Annotated in this window: 13 protein-coding genes; 12 read left to right on the forward strand and 1 reads right to left on the reverse strand. The window is 56.3% G+C overall.

Features of this window, described 5'->3' with window-relative positions:
• The 11 genes from PLD04_02815 (at nt 1) to PLD04_02865 (ending at nt 9,262) form a co-directional block, all read left to right on the forward strand.
• Complete coding sequence (locus tag PLD04_02815; protein ID HXK67251.1) at nt 1–960, forward strand: fatty acid desaturase; 960 nt, start codon at nt 1–3, stop codon at nt 958–960.
• A 7-nt stretch (nt 961–967) separates the two neighbouring features.
• A complete protein-coding gene (locus tag PLD04_02820) occupies nt 968–1,624 on the forward strand; it encodes a class I SAM-dependent methyltransferase (GenBank protein HXK67252.1) in 657 nt (218 codons plus the stop codon).
• A gap of 94 nt (nt 1,625–1,718) precedes the next feature.
• Nucleotides 1,719–2,243, forward strand: a complete 525-nt coding sequence (locus PLD04_02825) for an adenylate/guanylate cyclase domain-containing protein (GenBank protein HXK67253.1) — start codon at nt 1,719–1,721, stop codon at nt 2,241–2,243.
• Nucleotides 2,240–3,181 (forward strand): hypothetical protein, encoded by a 942-nt coding sequence (locus PLD04_02830; protein ID HXK67254.1) that lies wholly within the window; start codon nt 2,240–2,242, stop codon nt 3,179–3,181. The genes PLD04_02825 and PLD04_02830 overlap by 4 nt, the downstream gene beginning before the upstream one ends.
• Nucleotides 3,178–3,534 carry a hypothetical protein gene (locus tag PLD04_02835; GenBank protein ID HXK67255.1) on the forward strand — a complete coding sequence of 119 codons (357 nt, stop codon included), beginning with the start codon at nt 3,178–3,180 and terminating at the stop codon, nt 3,532–3,534. The genes PLD04_02830 and PLD04_02835 overlap by 4 nt, the downstream gene beginning before the upstream one ends.
• A complete protein-coding gene (locus tag PLD04_02840) occupies nt 3,524–5,557 on the forward strand; it encodes a hypothetical protein (protein HXK67256.1) in 2,034 nt (677 codons plus the stop codon). The genes PLD04_02835 and PLD04_02840 overlap by 11 nt, the downstream gene beginning before the upstream one ends.
• A gap of 58 nt (nt 5,558–5,615) precedes the next feature.
• Nucleotides 5,616–6,251, forward strand: a complete 636-nt coding sequence (locus tag PLD04_02845) for an isochorismatase family protein (protein ID HXK67257.1) — start codon at nt 5,616–5,618, stop codon at nt 6,249–6,251.
• Nucleotides 6,232–7,104, forward strand: coding sequence for an NAD(P)/FAD-dependent oxidoreductase (locus tag PLD04_02850; protein ID HXK67258.1), 873 nt, complete (start codon nt 6,232–6,234; stop codon nt 7,102–7,104). Before PLD04_02845 ends, PLD04_02850 begins: the two co-directional genes overlap by 20 nt.
• The gene (locus PLD04_02855) at nt 7,095–7,988 is read left to right on the forward strand and encodes a radical SAM protein (protein ID HXK67259.1); all 894 of its coding nucleotides are present in this window, start codon (nt 7,095–7,097) and stop codon (nt 7,986–7,988) included. Before PLD04_02850 ends, PLD04_02855 begins: the two co-directional genes overlap by 10 nt.
• A gap of 42 nt (nt 7,989–8,030) precedes the next feature.
• Nucleotides 8,031–8,333 carry a YciI family protein gene (locus PLD04_02860; protein ID HXK67260.1) on the forward strand — a complete coding sequence of 101 codons (303 nt, stop codon included), beginning with the start codon at nt 8,031–8,033 and terminating at the stop codon, nt 8,331–8,333.
• Between the two features lie 50 nt (nt 8,334–8,383).
• Nucleotides 8,384–9,262 carry a YitT family protein gene (locus tag PLD04_02865; protein ID HXK67261.1) on the forward strand — a complete coding sequence of 293 codons (879 nt, stop codon included), beginning with the start codon at nt 8,384–8,386 and terminating at the stop codon, nt 9,260–9,262.
• A gap of 33 nt (nt 9,263–9,295) precedes the next feature.
• Here the strand turns inward: PLD04_02865 and PLD04_02870 are convergent, their stop codons facing one another.
• The gene (locus tag PLD04_02870) at nt 9,296–10,111 is read right to left on the reverse strand and encodes a response regulator (GenBank protein HXK67262.1); all 816 of its coding nucleotides are present in this window, start codon (nt 10,109–10,111) and stop codon (nt 9,296–9,298) included.
• A 296-nt stretch (nt 10,112–10,407) separates the two neighbouring features.
• Between PLD04_02870 and PLD04_02875 the strand changes: the two genes are divergently transcribed.
• Nucleotides 10,408–18,435: a hypothetical protein gene (locus PLD04_02875; GenBank protein ID HXK67263.1), complete on the forward strand. Its 8,028-nt coding sequence runs from the start codon at nt 10,408–10,410 to the stop codon at nt 18,433–18,435.
• Nucleotides 18,436–18,469: the final 34 nt, after the last annotated feature.

The raw sequence follows: 18,469 nt of genomic DNA on the forward strand, positions 1-18,469 counted from the left end.
ATGAAATCGACGTATATGGAAGCCGCCCGTGATCTTCACCGGGAATTGAAGGTCTATATCGGTGCGGACGCACTACGCGACCTGACCCGGCGCAAACCTCTCCGCCATTTTCTTACGGTCTTCCGCCAGTTTCTTTTCCTGGGCGCAGCCTCTCTGTGCCTCATTCTTTTTACAAATCCCCTGATTGTCATTCCCGCGGCCCTATTGTCCGGATTCACGATCTTCAACTTCACGATCCTTCTCCACGAACAGCTGCACGGGCTGATTTTCAGCCGGCCCCATCCCCGGCTCTGGGGATTCCTCGGTCACCTCTATGCTTTCTGGAGCGGAATCTCCCGAACCCAGTTCACGCGCTGGCACCTGGATCACCATGCACAGCTGGGCTCCGACACCCTGGATCCCAAGCGTCACCACCTCTCCCCGAAACGCAATTCCCGTCTGATCAAACTGCTCTATTTCACGCCCGCACTTTTCCCCATCTACTTTCGGGCCGCCGCGAAGGAAACGGCCGGTTACCCTCCCGAGCTTCGAAAGCAAATCCGAAACGAACGTCTGGTTGCTATTTCAGGACACCTTGCCATTCAGGCATCCCTCTTCTTTCTGCTCTCTCCCGGAGCCTGGCTCCGTGCCTATGTCCTCCCGGTCTTCATCGTCTTCCCCATTGCCTTCGCCCTGAACCGGCTCGGACAGCACTATGCCATTAAAGAAGATGACCCCGCAGGCTGGACCACCTGGGTCCGGAGCCACTGGTTCTGGAACTTTGTTTACATCAATTCCAACCACCATCTCGAACACCATTACTTTCCCGGAGTTCCCTTCTACAACCTTCCCCGGCTTCAGAAACTCCTGGTTCCGTTTTACCGGAAGCACGATTTGAAATCCTATGGCTACGGCCAGCTGTTATGGGGATATATCGTGAAGAACAACATGCCCCATACGACCTGGGACTGGGCCGGCTGACCCGGGAGTGAAAGCCTTCTCCCGGCTCAGGGAATTCGCCTCCCGCTGGATCTGGCGCTTTGACCGCCCCTGGGGACCGGCCGGTCGGAAGCTGGCGCGAAGCATGAATACCAGCCACGCTTCGGTCACGGAGTGGGGCCTCTCCCACCTCTCCATCTCAGCGGATGATATCCTGCTGGATGTCGGCTGCGGCGGCGGAGCCACCGTTGCCAGATTATCGTCAAGAGCACCCGAGGGAACCGTAATCGGCCTCGATCTCTCCCGGGCCTGCGTTTCCGAGGCACGGAAATTGAACCGGGAACAGATCCGTGCCGGGCGTGTCGATATTCTTCAGGGTTCCGTATCCTCAATCCCTTTTCCAAAGGATACCTTTCACGGTGTAACCGCCGTCGAAACTCACTATTTCTGGCCCGATTGGGAAAAAGGATTACAGGAAATCTTTCGGGTGATCCGGCCCGGAGGCTGGATCTCCCTGATCTGCACGGCCTACCGGGGATCCGAGTTTGACGAGAGAAACCTGCGGTGGGTTCGCACCTACAACATGAGATACCTTTCCCCGGAAGAATTTCGGGACTCTCTCTCCGGATCGGGTTTTGATTTCATCCAGATCGAATGTAAGCTGGAAAAGGGCTGGTTGTCTGCCAAAGGCTTGAAACCGCTCTGATCCATCGTTGCAGAGTGGGTGAATGGATAGTCTTTTCGTGCGTATGGTAAACTGATGAGGACAAAAGGACAGTGCACCAAGAAGCGGAGGGACCATGACCGAACACCGGGAAATCACCCGGACCATCTGGATATCGGACATGTCGGGTTTTACGAGGTCCACTCGCCTTACCGGCCCCATTCCCGTCATGGAAAAGATACGTATCATGCGTGAGACTGTCAGCGCGATCCTCGTCCGCCACGGGGGAGACGTATTCAAACTGGCTGCCGACAATATCTATGCCCTCTTCGATCATCCGGATACCGCTCTTGAAGCCACGAGAGAATGCCACGCGAGCCTTCCCGATGATCTTATGATCTGCGTGGGGATTGGCCACGGATCCATGGTTCAGTTTCCCGGCGAACGCGATTATTACGGCCTTGAAATCAACATCGCGTCAAAGCTTGGAGAGGACACGGCCGGACCGGGCGAAACCCTTATTTCCTGCGATGCCTTTAATCTTTTGTCGGATGAAATGAAAAACGATCTGGAAGGACCTCTCCAGCTGGAAGTCGGAGGCAGCCTGTACGACTATTACCTTCTTCCAACCCGGGGAGGCGGGGCAAAGGATCCGAAATGAGTGCAGGGGGAGGAAGCGGGCTCTTTCAGGCCGTCCAGGCCTACAAGGCCGCCTCCGCTGGAAGACTGACTGAAGAGCAGACCCGAACCATTCTGGATCTCCTTAAACGCCTGAATTATCAGCTTCCCCAAAAAAATCTTCTGGCAGCTTCCCTGGATGACCTCAACATCGCCGGAAGGGAACTCGCGGAGAGCGGAGTTCCGGCGGCACAGATGGCGCTGTTGAAAAAAGAAACCCCATTCTTCTTCGATGTAGCTCTGGATCAGGGTTTTATTGCTGTGCACCCCATACGGGGAACGGCAAAGATTCATGCCTCGAAGGTCGTGGACGCGGCCGTTCCCGCCACGGCCGTCGTAGCTGACAATGCCCAGAGGATGGCCGAATGGGTGGGGAACCTCATCGAGGATGGCCTTCAGAAGGGATTTCTCATCTCCCCCATCGCGGTACCCCTGGCCGAAGTGGAAGAAAAAGCGGGATTGGTGGATACGATCGTGTCCAGCCTCTCCGGCCGCTGGCAGGCCCTTGCCGAGAAAAACACCTGGCTCATGGATGCACTCAAGCTCGCCATTCCGATTGCCATCATTCTTCTTGCCATTCATGGATGGTTTGAGGGGGGGAATCCGATCATGGCTCGCCAGAGGGAGGCCTCGGCAACCGGTACGGCGGTTCAGAATCTGAAGATCATCGTCAACCTCATGGATACAGAGATCTACGACCAGGAGAGCATGGAGCGATTTCGGAACATATCTTCTTTTCGTGACTTTGAGATGGTCATGGATTACCCCCTCAACATCAAAGAGGATGTCTTCACCCTGATCAAGGTCGTTCCGGAGGCCCGTGCCCTGGTCATGCGTCACAATCCCACGAACGCCATAGTCATTCTTAACGGACAATACACTCTCTCCCTGCTGAAGGGAAGGATGAGATTTAACCAGTGAACCGGGATCCGCGTCTCTACCAACTCTCTGCCACAATCGTCGCCATCCTGCTATTTTTGCTGATCGCTTCCGGTACCACGTCCCTCTTTTTCCAGGAGGAAAGCCCTCGCACCCCCAAAGAAGAGGTCCTTATCGCCTACGCCGCATTACTCATGATGGATGACTGGCCTCAGGAACTCACCCAGTCAGATCTCCGGAGCGCCATGGAATCCCTGGAACCCGACCTGGGTGAAATTGCCTCCAACATCAACATCATCAGCTATGAGAGAAGCGATTACTTTTTTATCGCCAGGGTATCCCACACCGGCCAGCCGGACCGGGTCTACACGATAGGAATCGACGGTGTCTACTGAGTTCACTCCCCTGACTTTCGGGTTTGCTCTCCCTTCGGAAAAGGATTTCGGATCCCTTGCAAAGGAACTTCTTCAGAAAGCGGACTCGAATATGCGGAGTAGTCGTTCCAGGGCCCTGCTCTATCTGATCCCTTCGATCCTCTTTTATCTTGTCTTTTCCGCCGGAATTTCCCTCATCCTCTGGAGCCTCGATCTTGACCTTCCTTCTCTTCCCTACCTGGGGGTCGTGGCCGGCGCCTTTCTGATCATGGCCGGCCTGGGAAAGCACTACCAGATGGAAGCCACAGCCGACCTTCTGGAGGCGGACTTCCGGCTCCACCAGGTCATGCTTCTCCAGGCCTTCATTGTGAAGGTGATTACAGCCATTTTCTTCATCTATCCCTACCGGATCGTCCGAAACCTTTCACGCCTCTTTCCCCGGCAGGCCATGGTAAACCCTCAGATCATCAACATCGCCGTTAATTTGGCCGCGGCCCTGGATGTGCCGGTCCGTGCAAAGGAGATTCGAACCATCCTGCCCGGATCGATTCCCCCGGCGGCCATGGAGGAGGCTCTGCGCCTCCTGAAGTGGGCCGGGATGGCGGAGACCCTCCCCAGGGGAGGCGATGTATTCATCTACCCCTCGCCAGGTCTGGACAGCATGAAGAGCTCCATGGGTATTCCATACGAAGTTCTAAAGCCATTCTCTGCCTTGCTCGCTGAGGGGACCGGAACCCCCATGCCTGCGGAGGCACCCGGGACATCTGATCAACCCGTCCCTGCTCCAATGCCTTCGCAGAAACCTGTTTCTCACTCTCCAATCCCTCCGTCTGCCTCCTCACAAACCCAGCGCCCTACAGCTACGTCTTCTCCCGTCACCGGCCATGTCGTGAGCCGACCGACGCCAAACCGTCCCGCCGCTGCCCGCGCGTCCACGGTCATTCAATCACCACCCGTGAGAAAGAAACCGAAAGCACAAAACCCCCTGCGGCTTCTCGCCATCGTGACCGGCGTCGCGCTTATTGCGTTCATCGGGTTCAAGATCGGAATGTCTTTCTATCGAAAACTGCCGGTTCGCGCACAGGTGGCCGCCCTCCCCATCCCCGGGGACGTTCAGTCCATTACCGTGGACCCCGGCAGACTTTACCTCGGCAGAGAGCATACGGTGGAAGTCTACCGGGAGCTGGGTTCGGTGGAAGAGGATTCCTTCAACCTTTCCCACCTCAGAAGGCTGTGGGGTTCTCCCGGTATGGATTCCGCCACGGGGGAAGACAAGGTCACCTTCGATCGTATCGACTGGGCCCAGCTCGATCCGGAAGGTGAATTCCTCCTGGTTCACGGTCACTACACCTTTGACCCGGGTCGTGTCACCGGTACCGGAAACGGTTTTGTCGTGATCGATCTGGAAGATCATTCCTATTACACCTGCAACCAGTTTGACAACCTTCCGGTGAAGGGCTGGTGGGACGCGGGTCGGATCCTGGTTACCCGTCCTGCCATCCTTTACGAGGAAGGGGGTGGACAGCGGCTCGATTCGGACAACCTGGCCGGAACGGTGATGGCCATCGACGTCAGATCAGGAGAACAGACCACCCTCATGAATCCAAAGGAACGGTACTTCGCACGGGCAGGATGGGAGCAGGGAAAGCCGGTTTACTTTGCAGCCGACTGGGAAACCGACCTCTCCAACGGTGTGACGACCTTCACCTTTACCGAGTACCTGGACCGAACGAAACGGGGATCGTTTTCGTGGAAGACCTCAGACTTCCATCCCATCCTTCGCCAATCGGAACTCGATCCAACCGGGAAGTACTGGGTTCTATGCATCGAATACTCCCCCTCCATCTCGAAGATGGACGAGGGATGGAAGAGCAGCCTCTGGGTCTTCAGCCGCAACGGTATACGGTGCCGGGAAATCACTTCCCGTGACGGGAACGAACCCTTCTTTCTGCAGGCTTTCCTCCATCAGAATCGGTCTATGCTGACGTTCCTTCGTGACTACATTCAACCGGAATTCGAAGCCATGGAGCTGGTCCGGGACTGATGCATTCCAAATAAACGATTACCTTGACACCTTCCGGGGCTCCATGTAGTCTAGCCGCATGGCGGAGCAACCCTTTCATCTTACGGAAAATGAAATTGATTCGTGGTGTTCCTTCCACCAGAGTGAGAAGATACCATTCTCTCCCGATCAATCCGCCCTGATCCTTATCGATCTTCAACGTTACTTCACCGACTCCGAGGCTCCGGCCTATCTTCCGGCCAGCGGGGCCGCCATGGATCGGCTCCTTCCGTTACTCAAGACCTTCATGGAGAAAAAACGGCCCGTGATCTTCACGCGCCATGTCGACCGACCGGATTCAGGGAATCTCCTCCTCTCGTGGTGGCAGGGACGAATTGAGGAAGATTCTCCATGGAGCAGCCTCGATGAAAGACTGACTCCCTTTCTTCAGGATTCGAAGATCATCAAAAAGGAACACTACGATGCGTTCCGGGAAACCGATCTGGAAACTCACCTACGAATTCTTGACGTTCGGCAAGTCGTTATCGGGGGAGTAATGACCCACCTCTGTTGTGAAACCACGGCCCGATCCGCATTCATGCGCGCATTCCCCGTTTTCTTCCTCGTGGACGGCACAGCTACCGCCGATCGCTCGTTTCATCTATCCAGCCTGACAAACCTGCGGCACGGTTTTGCCACGCTTCTGCGAGTCAGCCATGTCATCCAGGCTCTCTGAAGCCCGGGTCGCCGTCGTCGGCGCGGGACCGGCCGGCATCGCCTGCGCAGTCCAGCTTGTGCGTGCCGGGATCCCGGTGGATCTTTATGATCCAGCTCCCCCCGGGGGAACTCTCCGTGAAGCGTGGCGGGTGGAAAATTATCCCGGTTTTCCCGAGGGGATTTCGGGACAGGAACTGGCGGACCGGATCGGAAGAGCTCTCACGCCCTGGAACATCCTTCCCGTCCCGGAACAGGTGGAGGGACTGCGCCGCACAAAGGACGGGGTCTGCCTCGAAGCAGGCGGACGAAGTCTCGACTATCCTGCGGCTGTCGTGGCGACGGGAAGCCGCCCCCGCAGGCTGGAAGGTATCGCGACCGAGGCAGGAAGCGAAGAGAAAATATTTACGAGCTTTCGCACCATCCGGTCCCGGGGATTTCGCAGGATTGCCATATACGGGGCGGGAGATGTGGGGCTGGACTGGGCGGAGGGCCTCTCTGCACAGGCAGAAGTCCACGTCCTGTTCCGAGGCTCGCATCCCAGGGGCCTGGATCTCCTGGTCGATCGTGCCAGGCAAAGGGGCGTCACATTCCGGCCATGCTTCCAGCTGGAAGCGATCCAGCGCCACGATCAGGGGATCAGGCTCACAGGGTCCGAAGGAAACCTGCACGCCGATGCTCTTCTTCTGGCCCTGGGCAGAGTTCCCCGTCTCGATTTTCTGGATTCCGGAATCGAGATTCCCAACCGTGGTGGAACGATTGACGGTCGAATCTATTTTGCCGGGGATGCCGTCAACGGGTACCGGAGGCAAACGGCCATCGCCGCGGGGGACGGCCTCCACGTGGCCATGGAGGTAAAATCTCAATGGAAATAAGAGCCTGTTCGGGCCAGGACGGGGTAGCCCGTGTCTTTGTCGGCCGTACCGATTCGGGGAAAGACCTCGAGTTTGTCGAATCCTGGGATCCCGGGGTTTCACCGGAGGATAAGTGGGTGATCATCGTCTCTTCTCTCGACGGATGCCCCTATTCCTGTTCCTTTTGCGATGCGGGGGGTGCTTACAGGGGAATCCTGTCCAGAGAAGAAATCCTTCAGCAGATCCTGCACCTCATCGAATCCCGGTATCCGGATCGCCGTGTGCCCATCCGGAAGTTCAAGGTCCAGTTTGCCCGCGTGGGTGAGCCCTCCTTAAATCCTGCCGTGCTGGATGTTCTGGAGACTCTTCCCGACACAATTTCCGCACCCGGACTCATTCCCTGTCTCTCCACCGTGGCTCCGAAAGGTAAGGAAGAATTTTTTCACAGGCTGACTGCGATTAAAAACCGTCGTTATCCAAACGGAGCCTTTCAGCTTCAGTTCTCCCTTCACTCCACGGACGATTCCTTCCGAAAGAACCTTATCCATGCGAAAATCTGGGACTTGAAAATGATCCGTGATTTTGGAGAGACCTGGTTTCAAAAGGGAGATCGAAAGATCACACTGAATTTTGCCCTCTGCCGGGACGTTCCCTTTGAACCGGATGTAGTCCGCTCCACCTTTTCTCCCGCGAAGTTCCTCGTGAAGATTACACCGATCAATCCAACGACACGGGGAAGGCAGAATCGGCATCGTTCCGCTTATCCGGACCCGCCTGCAAAAGTTCGACAAACCGTTCAAGCCCTTCGCGATTCAGGATTCACCGTCATCGAAAGCATTGGGGATCTTCGGGAGAATGCCATAGGTTCCAATTGTGGTCAATTTCTTTCCGCGCACCGACCCTGAACCTCAGGCATCAACAGGCAGGGTACGCATAAGGAGGCGGTCATGTACTTTATCGTAACAGGGTATGATGGAACGGACGGGGAGGCCCTTTCCCGCAGAATGGCCGCACGGGCCGGTCACCTTGAGCTGGCAGAATCGATGTATGAAAAAGGAACGTTTCTCTTTGCGGCCGGTATTCTGAATGACGCGGGCACGATGATCGGATCGATGATCGTCTGTGACTTTCCATCCCGGAAGGAACTGGATGACTGGCTCGCCCGTGAGCCCTATATCCTGGGAAAGGTATGGGAGCAAATAGAAGTTTCTCCTGCACAGCCGGCACCCTTCTGTCTCGCCCGGAGCTGAACGGTCGGAAATTTGCCAGCTGCACCCAGATTATCTGAAGGGAGCATACAATGACGCTATTTAGTGAAAAACCCCTCACGAGGGCCTGGCTTGTCAGTTACCTCTACATTCTGCGGGGAGCTCTCATTGCTTCAGCCGGATACGCATTCTTTTACGTGCCTCACAAAATTATCCCCGGCGGTATTGTCGGGATCTCCGTCATCCTCCATCACACCCTTTCCACACCGGTCGGCGTCATGATCTTTTTACTCAACCTGCCGCTCTTTCTCTGGGGAATACGGGAGCTGGGCAAAAAATTTGGCGCCAAAACACTTGTGGGGATCTTCCTCACTTCGCTCTTTACCGATCTCTTCCTCTACCTTACAAACGGGATTACCATCACCGACAACATCCTCATTGCATCCATTCTGGGAGCCATCCTTGCCGGCACGGGACTTGCCTCGATCTTTCGAGCGAAGGCCACCACCGGTGGTGCAGATATCCTGGCCCAGATTCTTAACAAGCGCTATAAAATTTCCATCGGTCAGTTCCTGATCGGAGCCAACATTGTGGTTATCGGCGTTGGAACGTTTGTCTTCGACAGCCTTGAGCTGGGTGTGTACTCCATCATTGCCACCTATGTCTCAGGCCGTGTCATTGATACCATCCTCGAAGGGACATCTTATTTCAAGGGTGTCATTATCATTTCCGACAACTATGAAGAAATCAAGGACAAACTGGTCTATTCCATGAAAGCCGGGGGATCGTATCTGCTGGGGAAGGGCATGTACAACGACGATGACAAGCGGATCATCTTCACCGTGGTCAACCGGAGAGGCCTGGCCTTCCTGAATGACTATATCCGGGACATCGATCCAACTTCCTTTATCGCGGTCTTTGACGCACAGCAGGTCTATGGAATGCCCTTTCGAAAACTGGGAGACGAGTAGCGGGTTCAGAATACGATCTGCCGTTCTGAAGAATTATGATCGGGCTCTGGAAAGAGGCGTCCATTCCTGCTCGGACGGGAAGGAGGGCAGATCTCCGGCCAGCTCGGATGCAATGTCCCGACAGGCGTACTCAAGACACTCCGAGAGCTCATCCGGCAGGGTAAAGTAGAGCCGTTTAATAAGGGAAGCCATACCCCGCTCATTTGCATCGAGAACCAGGAGCAGCAGCTTCTTGCCCTTCTTGTCCCGTCCGATAATGTCCGAGGCACGGAAAAAGGTGATGACGTCATCCTGGAACGTCTCCATCTGAGAATCGGCGGATCGGAGGGCGAGGATGAAATTCTTTGTTCTTTTCCGCTTCTGCGTTTTGATGATCCAGGCAAGGAAGGTCTTAAACTCCTTCATGGAAACCACTGTGGGAGCTTTCAGATCCTGTTCAGTATCTTCATGAGGATCGGCGGGACCGGGGGCTCCATCCGAACGGACGTCCTCCAGAATCTTTTGTGCCGCGGCATGAATCTGCTCCCCGGTGAGCGGTTTGTTTAAAAATAGATCGGCACCGTGTTTCTTGGCTTCGGCAACATATTTGGACGTCTTGTATACCCCGCTGATCAGGATGATGACGGGATAGTAGTTCTTTGGAAGCAAACGGATCTGCTGACAGGCCAGGAATCCTGAAAGGATCGGAATAAGACAGTCCAGAACGACAATCTCAGGATGAACCTCGGCAAAAACCTTGATGGCCTCCGCACCTGTAGCTGCAAGGTGGACCTCATACCCCAGATCTTCCATATCCCGGGAGAGCTGTTCACGAAACAGCCTTGTATCGTCAGCAATCAAAATTCTCATAACCTGTCCTGTGCATCGGGAAGGGTACCATGGAATCATGTACCACACAATATATAGACATATAATTATATATTTTTTCCCACAGAAACCAGGACCGAACAGCGTTTATTACTGAGTGCACGGATTACAGTATTGCCAATTAAACCAATACGATTCACTCCGGATCATTGAAAACTGATATCACATTTTCCTCCAATTCTATGCTAGGATGCGGTTACATCTAAGGAGGTAGTGCCCTCAGGGGCCTGCATATTTCATCCGGGTCCAGAAATTTCGTTTTTTCATCGGAGGCAGTGATGGGTATTCGGGGAAGTATTGCACTGGCCAGCCTTTTCCTCTGTACTTCCGTTCTCCTTGGGGTAGTTCCCGGAGATCATCGCGGAGGGATCGCTCCATGGGGGATTTCATGTGATTCTTGCTATATCCCCACAAAAAGTGTTCCTCTTGAGACGGCTCAATATTTCATTTCCAATGCTGCAGCCTACCGGCACTTTGTCGAACAGCATGGTCACGGATGGAGCTTTTCCATCAGTGTCAATACGGGCAAGCCCGCATACATCGGGGGCCGGGGCATTCCCTTGATTCCGGGACATGGAAACACACTGCGGGAAGAACCATCTATCGAGACGGTTTCCAGCCAGCCGTCCATCCAGGATGTCGACCGGATCCTGAGGACGTTTTTTCAGCAGCATCACGATCTTTTCGAACTGGAAGACCGGGACCTGGTCCTGATGGAGGGATCCGGGTTTTACGGATCCCGGCATTATCTCTGCTTCATGAACTATCAGATCACTCATGAGGGAATTCCCGTGGAGGGTGCCATCCTTCAGGCACGCATCAACCATGGAAACCTGGTGGATATGGGGATTGTCGGGGAATACGCGCCTCCGACAATCGCGGTGTACCCCACCCTTTCCCGGGATGACGCACAGCGCGCTGTTATGGCGCATCTGGGCAGACATTTGAAAACCATCCGTTCGGCGGCCACAGCAGAACTGAAGATCATTCCCGTCTACCATGGACCGGACCGTCCGGATGGATTTCGGATCGGCCACAGGCTGGTGTGGGAGATGAATTTCAACCTTGAAGAAGACCGGGACCGCTGGAAATCCAGGGTGGACGCACACACGGGAGAACTGGTCCTCCTCCAGGACGCATCGCTTTACGACTCCTATCAGCCGGTCCACGGTCAGATCTATCCATGGGACAAGAGCAGTCCGCTTACCGATAGACCTTTCAGCTTTTCTCATGTGGATTCCCACGGTACATCCACATCCTATTCAGGCCTCTATCCTTACACCGGAGGAACCGCATCCAGCACATTGAACCAATCGACTCATCCCGCCGGATCCACCCTTGCCTGGATCAACGATGACTGTTTTGACGCCGAATTATCGAGTGCTTCAGGAAATCTGGACTGGGGTGGAACCACGAGCCCCGATTGTGCGACCGCAAATGGAAATGCCACAGAGGCCGCACTGAATGCCTTCTACCACACCACGCAGGTGAAGTGGAATTCCCTTCAGCGTCTTCCCTCCAACACCTGGCTCAGCAGTCCCGTCGAGGTCCGAGTGAATATCGACGAGGCAGGCGCCTCAAACTGGAACGGGACCCTGATCCGGTACTATACGGAGGCCGCCAACGGCAGCAGCGGCGCCTACCGTGCCACAACCATTTCCCATGAAACCGGCCACGGCCTGGATGATAACGACGGGATTGCCATCGGCTGGGATATGGGTACGGCGGAGGTTGTCGCGGACACCCGTTCGGTGTCCTACCTACACTGGTGGGACTACACGGATGAGCGGGACTACACGGTGGAGGATATCTGTAACGATTGCGGGGATCACGACTACCGGGACCCATGTGGAAAAGAGGGACACTGTACGAGCTGGCGCATGACGGAGACGATGTACGACCTGGCCGCGCGGACCCTGACCTCCACGTCAGGCATGTCACCCGCAACCGCCTGGGATACCTTCACAGAGCTTTTCCACCTCTCCCGGCCCATCTCGATCTACATGTATCAATGCACGCGGGCCACGCTCTGTGCAGACTGGGATTCCGACGGCTGTGCTTCGGGAAACTGGTACCGTACGTTTCGCGTCGTGGACGATGACAACGGAAACCTCTGTGATGGAACCCCGAACGGCGCCGCCATCTACGAAGCCTTTAACAACCATGGAATCGCCTGTTCTCCCTCCCCGGGATGCCCTGACGAGAATACCAGCCATACCGTATGCCCCTCCCTTTCAGCGCCAAACCTGAGCCCTCTCACATCCGGTGCCTGTTCGATCACGCTATCCTGGACGTCCGTTTCGGGGGCCGCCGAATATCGCATCCTTCGAAATGAGCTGGGAGCAGATCGCGAGTTTGCCGTTTTGACGACGGTAACCTCGGGAGTCACCACCTATACGGATACGGATGTCGCACCCGGATACCCCTATTACTACAGAGTTCAGGCCGCAGGCTCAAACCCGACATGCCGGGGAGAACTGAGCACGGTTCAAAGTCAATCGGCCCTCCCCTGTTCCGCATGTCAAATCCCTTCTCCCCCCGCCACGGCGTCATGCACGAATGCAGGCGGGGTCATCCAGGTTTCCTGGTCCGGGGGAAATGGAGACGGCTACAGGGTCTATCGACAGAAACCGGATGAACACAGCTGGACATTCGTATCCGGAGACCTGGGATCCGTAACCACGTGGCAGGATACGAACTTCCTCTGCGGCCAGGACTACCTCTATTCCGTTGTATCCTACGAGTCCACGAACGGCCCCTGCAATTCCTCAAAGGCGGAAACCGGATCGTGCCGCGTCGACTGCTGTACTCCGCCGGGGGCTCCAACTCTCCAGACCCTGGTGCCGGAGTGCGACACGATGACTCTGTCATGGAGTCCTGGATCGGGGACGACCAACAGCTACAACATCTACCGCTCGGAGGAGGGGGGATCGGGCCCCTTCACACTGATCGCAGGACCGATTACCGCAACCACGTTCATCGACTCGAGTCCTCTTCCGGGAAGGGAATACACATATAAAGTCCGCGGAGCGTGCGACAGCAACGGGTACTCAGAATCTCCGGACTCCAATTCCGCCGCCGGTACAACCAGCGAGGCGGCGGATATTTCCGGATTGCAATCAGAACGCTCCTGCAGTTATATTGATCTTCTCTGGAACCCTTCCCTGAATGCCACTTCGTACACCGTCTACCGGACCCAGAATGAAAACTGTACGACCGATCTTACCGAACTGGATACCGTAACGGGAACAACCTACCGCGACACGGCCGTATCGTCCGGGAATGTCTATTATTACGTTGTCCTGCCGCAGAATGGATGCGGCGAGTCTCAGACAGCGAAATGTACCTTCAACGCCACCCTTGAGACTCCAGAAGTTCCAACCTTTACCGATGTCGGCTGCGGAACAGTAACGGTGCACTGGAAGTCCTGCCAGGGTGCCGAAACCTACGATCTCTATCGAAACACGGGAGGGTGCGGCAGCCCGGGAACCCTTCTTGCTTCGGATCTCCCCTCTGACACGCTGACCTACGAAGATTCAGGACTCTCTCTGGGACAAACCTACGGCTATACCGTCGTCTCAAAAAACAGCTGTCCCTATTCCCGGCAGGGGGCCTGTGGAACGGTCACCATCACAGGCCTGCCGGACATCCCTTCGACCGCTCCATGGTTTACAAACCTCACCTGTGACAGCGTGCGGATCAACTGGGACCCGGTGGGCGGGGCCACCACGTACGATCTCTACCAGAACACCGGAGGATGCGGTGCCGGTGTCCGCATCGGTGTGGATCTCACCGACACCTTTCACGACCAGACTGGCCTGGCGGGCTGGCAGACCTACGGCTTTTACATCATCGCGAAAAATGACTGCGGGATTCAGGCCGGTCCCTGCGAAACGGTGACGGCACGTCCGGAAAGTGCAGGTATTCCTTTCTTTTCGAATATTACCGATGATACGCTGACCGTGTCATGGGCTCCAGCGGACCGGGCAACATCCTATGATCTCTACCGGAAAACCGGATCCTGTGGAACAGGAAGCCTCATTGCCTCCGACCTTTCTACCCCATCCTACAATGATTCGAACCTGGCCTGCGAGACCACCTATGGCTATTATGTCGTCGCAAAGAACAGCTGTGCCACGGTGAATCCCGGCCCCTGCGCAACAGCCGCGACAGCGGGCGTACCTCCCAAACCGGGGAGCGTCTGGTTCACAGATATCGGGAACACCTCGGTAACCATTCACTGGGATGCGGTATCGACCGCGGATTCCTACCGCGTCTACCGACGGGGGGGCGGCTGCGGGACCGGTGGAGGCCTGGCGGCGTCGGGAATCACGGACACCGTTTATACCGATTCCGGTCTGGCCTGTGACCAGACATACGGCTACTATATTGTGGCGGTAAATTCCTGTGGAGTCTCCCCTTCCGGGGATTGTTCCTCCGTGACCACCACCAACCAGGCACCCGATCAGCCGGGGGAGCCTTCCTTCTCCGACATCTACTGTATTGCGGCCAGAATCTCCTGGGAGGCCGTTCCCGGCGCTGACACCTACGACCTCCGTCGACGCCAGGGAGACTGTTCTGCCTCCGGGGGCCTCATCGCGGAAAACCTCACGAGCCTGAACTATTTTGACACGACACTGACGGAAGGAACCCTCTACAGCTACTACGTGGTCGCAAAGAATTCCTGCGGGTACTCTTCCAATGGGCTGTGTGCATCCATCACCATGCCCGACCACCCTGATGCGCCGACCGGCCTCGTCCTGACACCCCGGTGCGGCGGCATATCCATCTCCTGGAATAGCGTACCGGACGCCGAGGAATACGACCTCTATCAGACCACTTCTCCGGACTGCATCACCGGTGCTTCCGTGGTGCGGACAACTTCCGGCACCAATGCCGATGCGGTTAACACTGACAGTGGGGTCACGTACTATTTCCGTGTCAAGGCGAGAAACGACTGCGGAGATTCAGCCTTTTCCGCCTGTATCGCAGGGCAGGAAGTCCCCATGGTAGGCAACGTCACGGGACTTTCCACACTTTCGACCTGCAGTTTCGTCCGGCTGAACTGGGACCCGGCAGAAGACGCAGATTCGTACGATATCGAGAGGAGCGAGTCCCCGGATTGCAGCGCCTCCACGGTGCTTGGTTCCACGTCGGATACGACCTTCGATGACGACACGGCTGTGCAGGGTACAACCTACTATTACAACCTGTGGGTATCCAACGACTGCTCCGCCCGCCAGGGAAACGAGTGCGTCACCGGTTCCCTGACATCTATTCCGACATCCCCCGGTCTCCCGTCCTTTTCCAATATCGGGTGCGTGACGCTCACGGTATCGTGGAATCCGGTGAACGGAGCGACCCATTATGATGTCTACCGGGCCATCGGACCCTGCGGCTCCCTGAGCATCTACAGGACCAACCTGACCAACGCCTACTTTGATGACACCATGCTTACGGCCGGGACCCAGTATTCCTACGCCATCGTGGCTAAAAACAGCTGCGGGCAATCCGCCCAGGGACCCTGCGCCTCTGTTACCACCCTTACCCACCTCCCGGCACCGACCAATCTCCTGGCTACCCCCGGGTGCAGTGCGATTTCACTGAGCTGGGATCCGACACCCGGTGCTGTATCCTACCGGGTATTCCGATCGGTCAATCCCGATTGCAGTTCGGGGGCTGGCGTCGTGGGAAGCCCGACGGAGGCGACCTTCAACGATTCCACGGCTAATCCGGGAGTCACCTATTATTACAAAGTTGAAGCCATGAACGCGTGTGGCCCTTCGACCGGCTATTCAAACTGTGTCTCCGCCCAACTTCTGGAAATTCCCGGGATTCCGGCGGACGTCCAGGCATATGGAACCTGCGGAGGGATCATGGTCCAGTGGACCACCGTACCCGGGGCCGACACGTACGAAATCTACCGGACCGAGAATTCAAACTGCTCCACCGGCCTGACATGGATCGGTTCCAGTGATTCCATTGACTTCAACGACAGCACGGTAACGTACGGGCTGACCTACTATTACAAAGTCAAAGCCTCCAATGCCTGCGGGGAATCGGGATTCTCCGCCTGCGACAGTGACACCGCTGACGTGGGTCCGCCGGCTCCCGGGGCGCCCTACTATCCCGTCGTGGACTGCACCAGCCTGACGGTGAGCTGGGATTCCATCCCCGGTGCCGTCACCTACCAGGTCTATCGAACGGATGGGTCGTGCGGTCCGGGAATCTTTCTCTATGAAGTCATGGGAACTTCTTACAACGATTCGGGTCTTTCCCCCGACACGGAGTACAGCTACTACCTGATCGCCAAAAATCTCTGCGGTACGTCGGAGCAGGGCTCGTGCAGTACCGTGCGGACCGGCGTTCCTGCAACACCGGCCGGATTGATGGCCGCCGGAGTCTGCATGGGAATCGAGCTTACCTGGGACGCTGTCCCGGGCGCCACATCCTACCCGGTCTATCGGACGGAAAACAGTGACTGCATAACCGACCTGGTTCAGATTGATGCCTCGTCCTCGAACACCTACACAGACTTCGGAGTGACCGATGGACATACCTATTATTACCTGATCCACGCATCCAATGATTGCGGAACCTCCGGGCCGTCCCTCTGCGTCAGCGGAGAAACATACCAGCCTCCCCCCACACCCACCAACCCGGCTGCGGAGGGAGCTTGTGCCGGAATCACCGTCACATGGGATCCTGCTCCCCGTGCCAGCTCCTATACCCTCTACCGGGGCACGTCCTGCATGGAGCTGACCCAGATGATCCCGGATGTGGCCAGTCCCTACGAAGATACGATTGTGGGGGCGGGAGAAACCGTCTACTACAGCATCTCTGCGGAAAATTCCTGCGGCGGAAGTACCGGGACAGAATGTATTTCTGCGACAGCCCTCACCCCTGCCGAACCCACCGTCAGCGGTCCATCGGAAAATACATGCCCCGCAGAGACGGTTCAGCTTTCCACCGAGGCAGGTATGACGAATTACCAGTGGTACAAAGATACCTTTGCCATTACCGGGGCCAATGCACAGACCCTCCTGGTGACGGAATCGGGGGATTATTTCGTCATGTACACGGATGGGATCGGATGCGAGATGACTTCCCCCTCCCACATGGTGACCATCTCAGCCTGCATACCTCCCGATATCGACTATGATTTTTACTCCGGGTACACCTGGATTGAGGACGATGGAGACGGCATGATGGAAGCCGGGGAAAAGTGGCAGATCGTTGTGACGCTCCGAAACAACGGCGGCTCCCCGGCCACCGATATTCTCGCCTCCCTGAGCGGGGAAGGCCTGACGGTCTGCAACAATCCGGGAACCTACGGGACCCTGGCACCCGGTGAAACGGCCTCATACCTGTTCGAGTTTATCCCCGATCCGACCTACTGGTACAAATCCCATTCCTGCGGGGACAATCTGAAGCTGGACATGATTAACCTTTCCTCCGACAGCGGGAGCTACACCTACCCGGACGAGGTTGACTTTGTTTCCAGCTTCGTGGGAAGCCCGGATCCGGGAAGCATGGAGCAGGCCATGATGAGCACCCCTTTCCCGGCTCAGAATGATATCGCATCCTCCGCCCTGGACACATCGTTCACCATCGGAATCGACGATCTGAATAAAGCGGAAGTGTTCTGGATGTTGTCCGGCTCAACAAATATCACGGCCTGCGTTGCCGTAAGGCTGAGAGCCCCCGACGGAGAGAGTGAAACCACGGTGAAGGCCTTCAACACGGCCGATCCGGGCCAGGCTGTCGTAACCTCCTTTTATCGATCCCACGGTCCGGGCACCTATACCATGGTTCTGGAGGAGATGCCGGGATGTTCCGATCCGGCAGATTTCGCTTCCCTGGACTGGGCGAACATGACCGTGAACGAAATCACCCCGGGTGGATGTGATGTCGGCGGCTCCCTCTGCGGAACCGGAGTCCCGGAAGTATCCGATGACGCGCTTCATTACCTCAAGGTCACGAAAAACGGATCCCTGGTCGATCTTCTTTTTGAGGCCGTGGGAGTCGGTTATTACCAGATTTACATCTCCACCCTTCCGTCGACCTCTTCCTTCCAGGTTTCAGACCCAACCGTCGGCCGAACGGACTGTCTCTTCAGGGGATGGAAGCCTGACCAGAACGGTATGCTGCGCTATGATGGATACGATCTTGAGGAAGGCCTGACGGGCAGTACTGAGACACTCTTCTTTCTGATCACCGCCGATGCAGGAGCCGGAACGGAAGGGAGCCTGGGGTTCGACTCGACCCCCCTGGAACGCAGTGCGGACAGTTACTGCAGCCGGTAAGGACAAGAAATTATCGTGATCCGCCTGTGAATGG

Source organism: Thermoanaerobaculia bacterium (assembly GCA_035593605.1).
Lineage (GTDB): Bacteria > Acidobacteriota > Thermoanaerobaculia > UBA2201 > DAOSWS01 > DAOSWS01.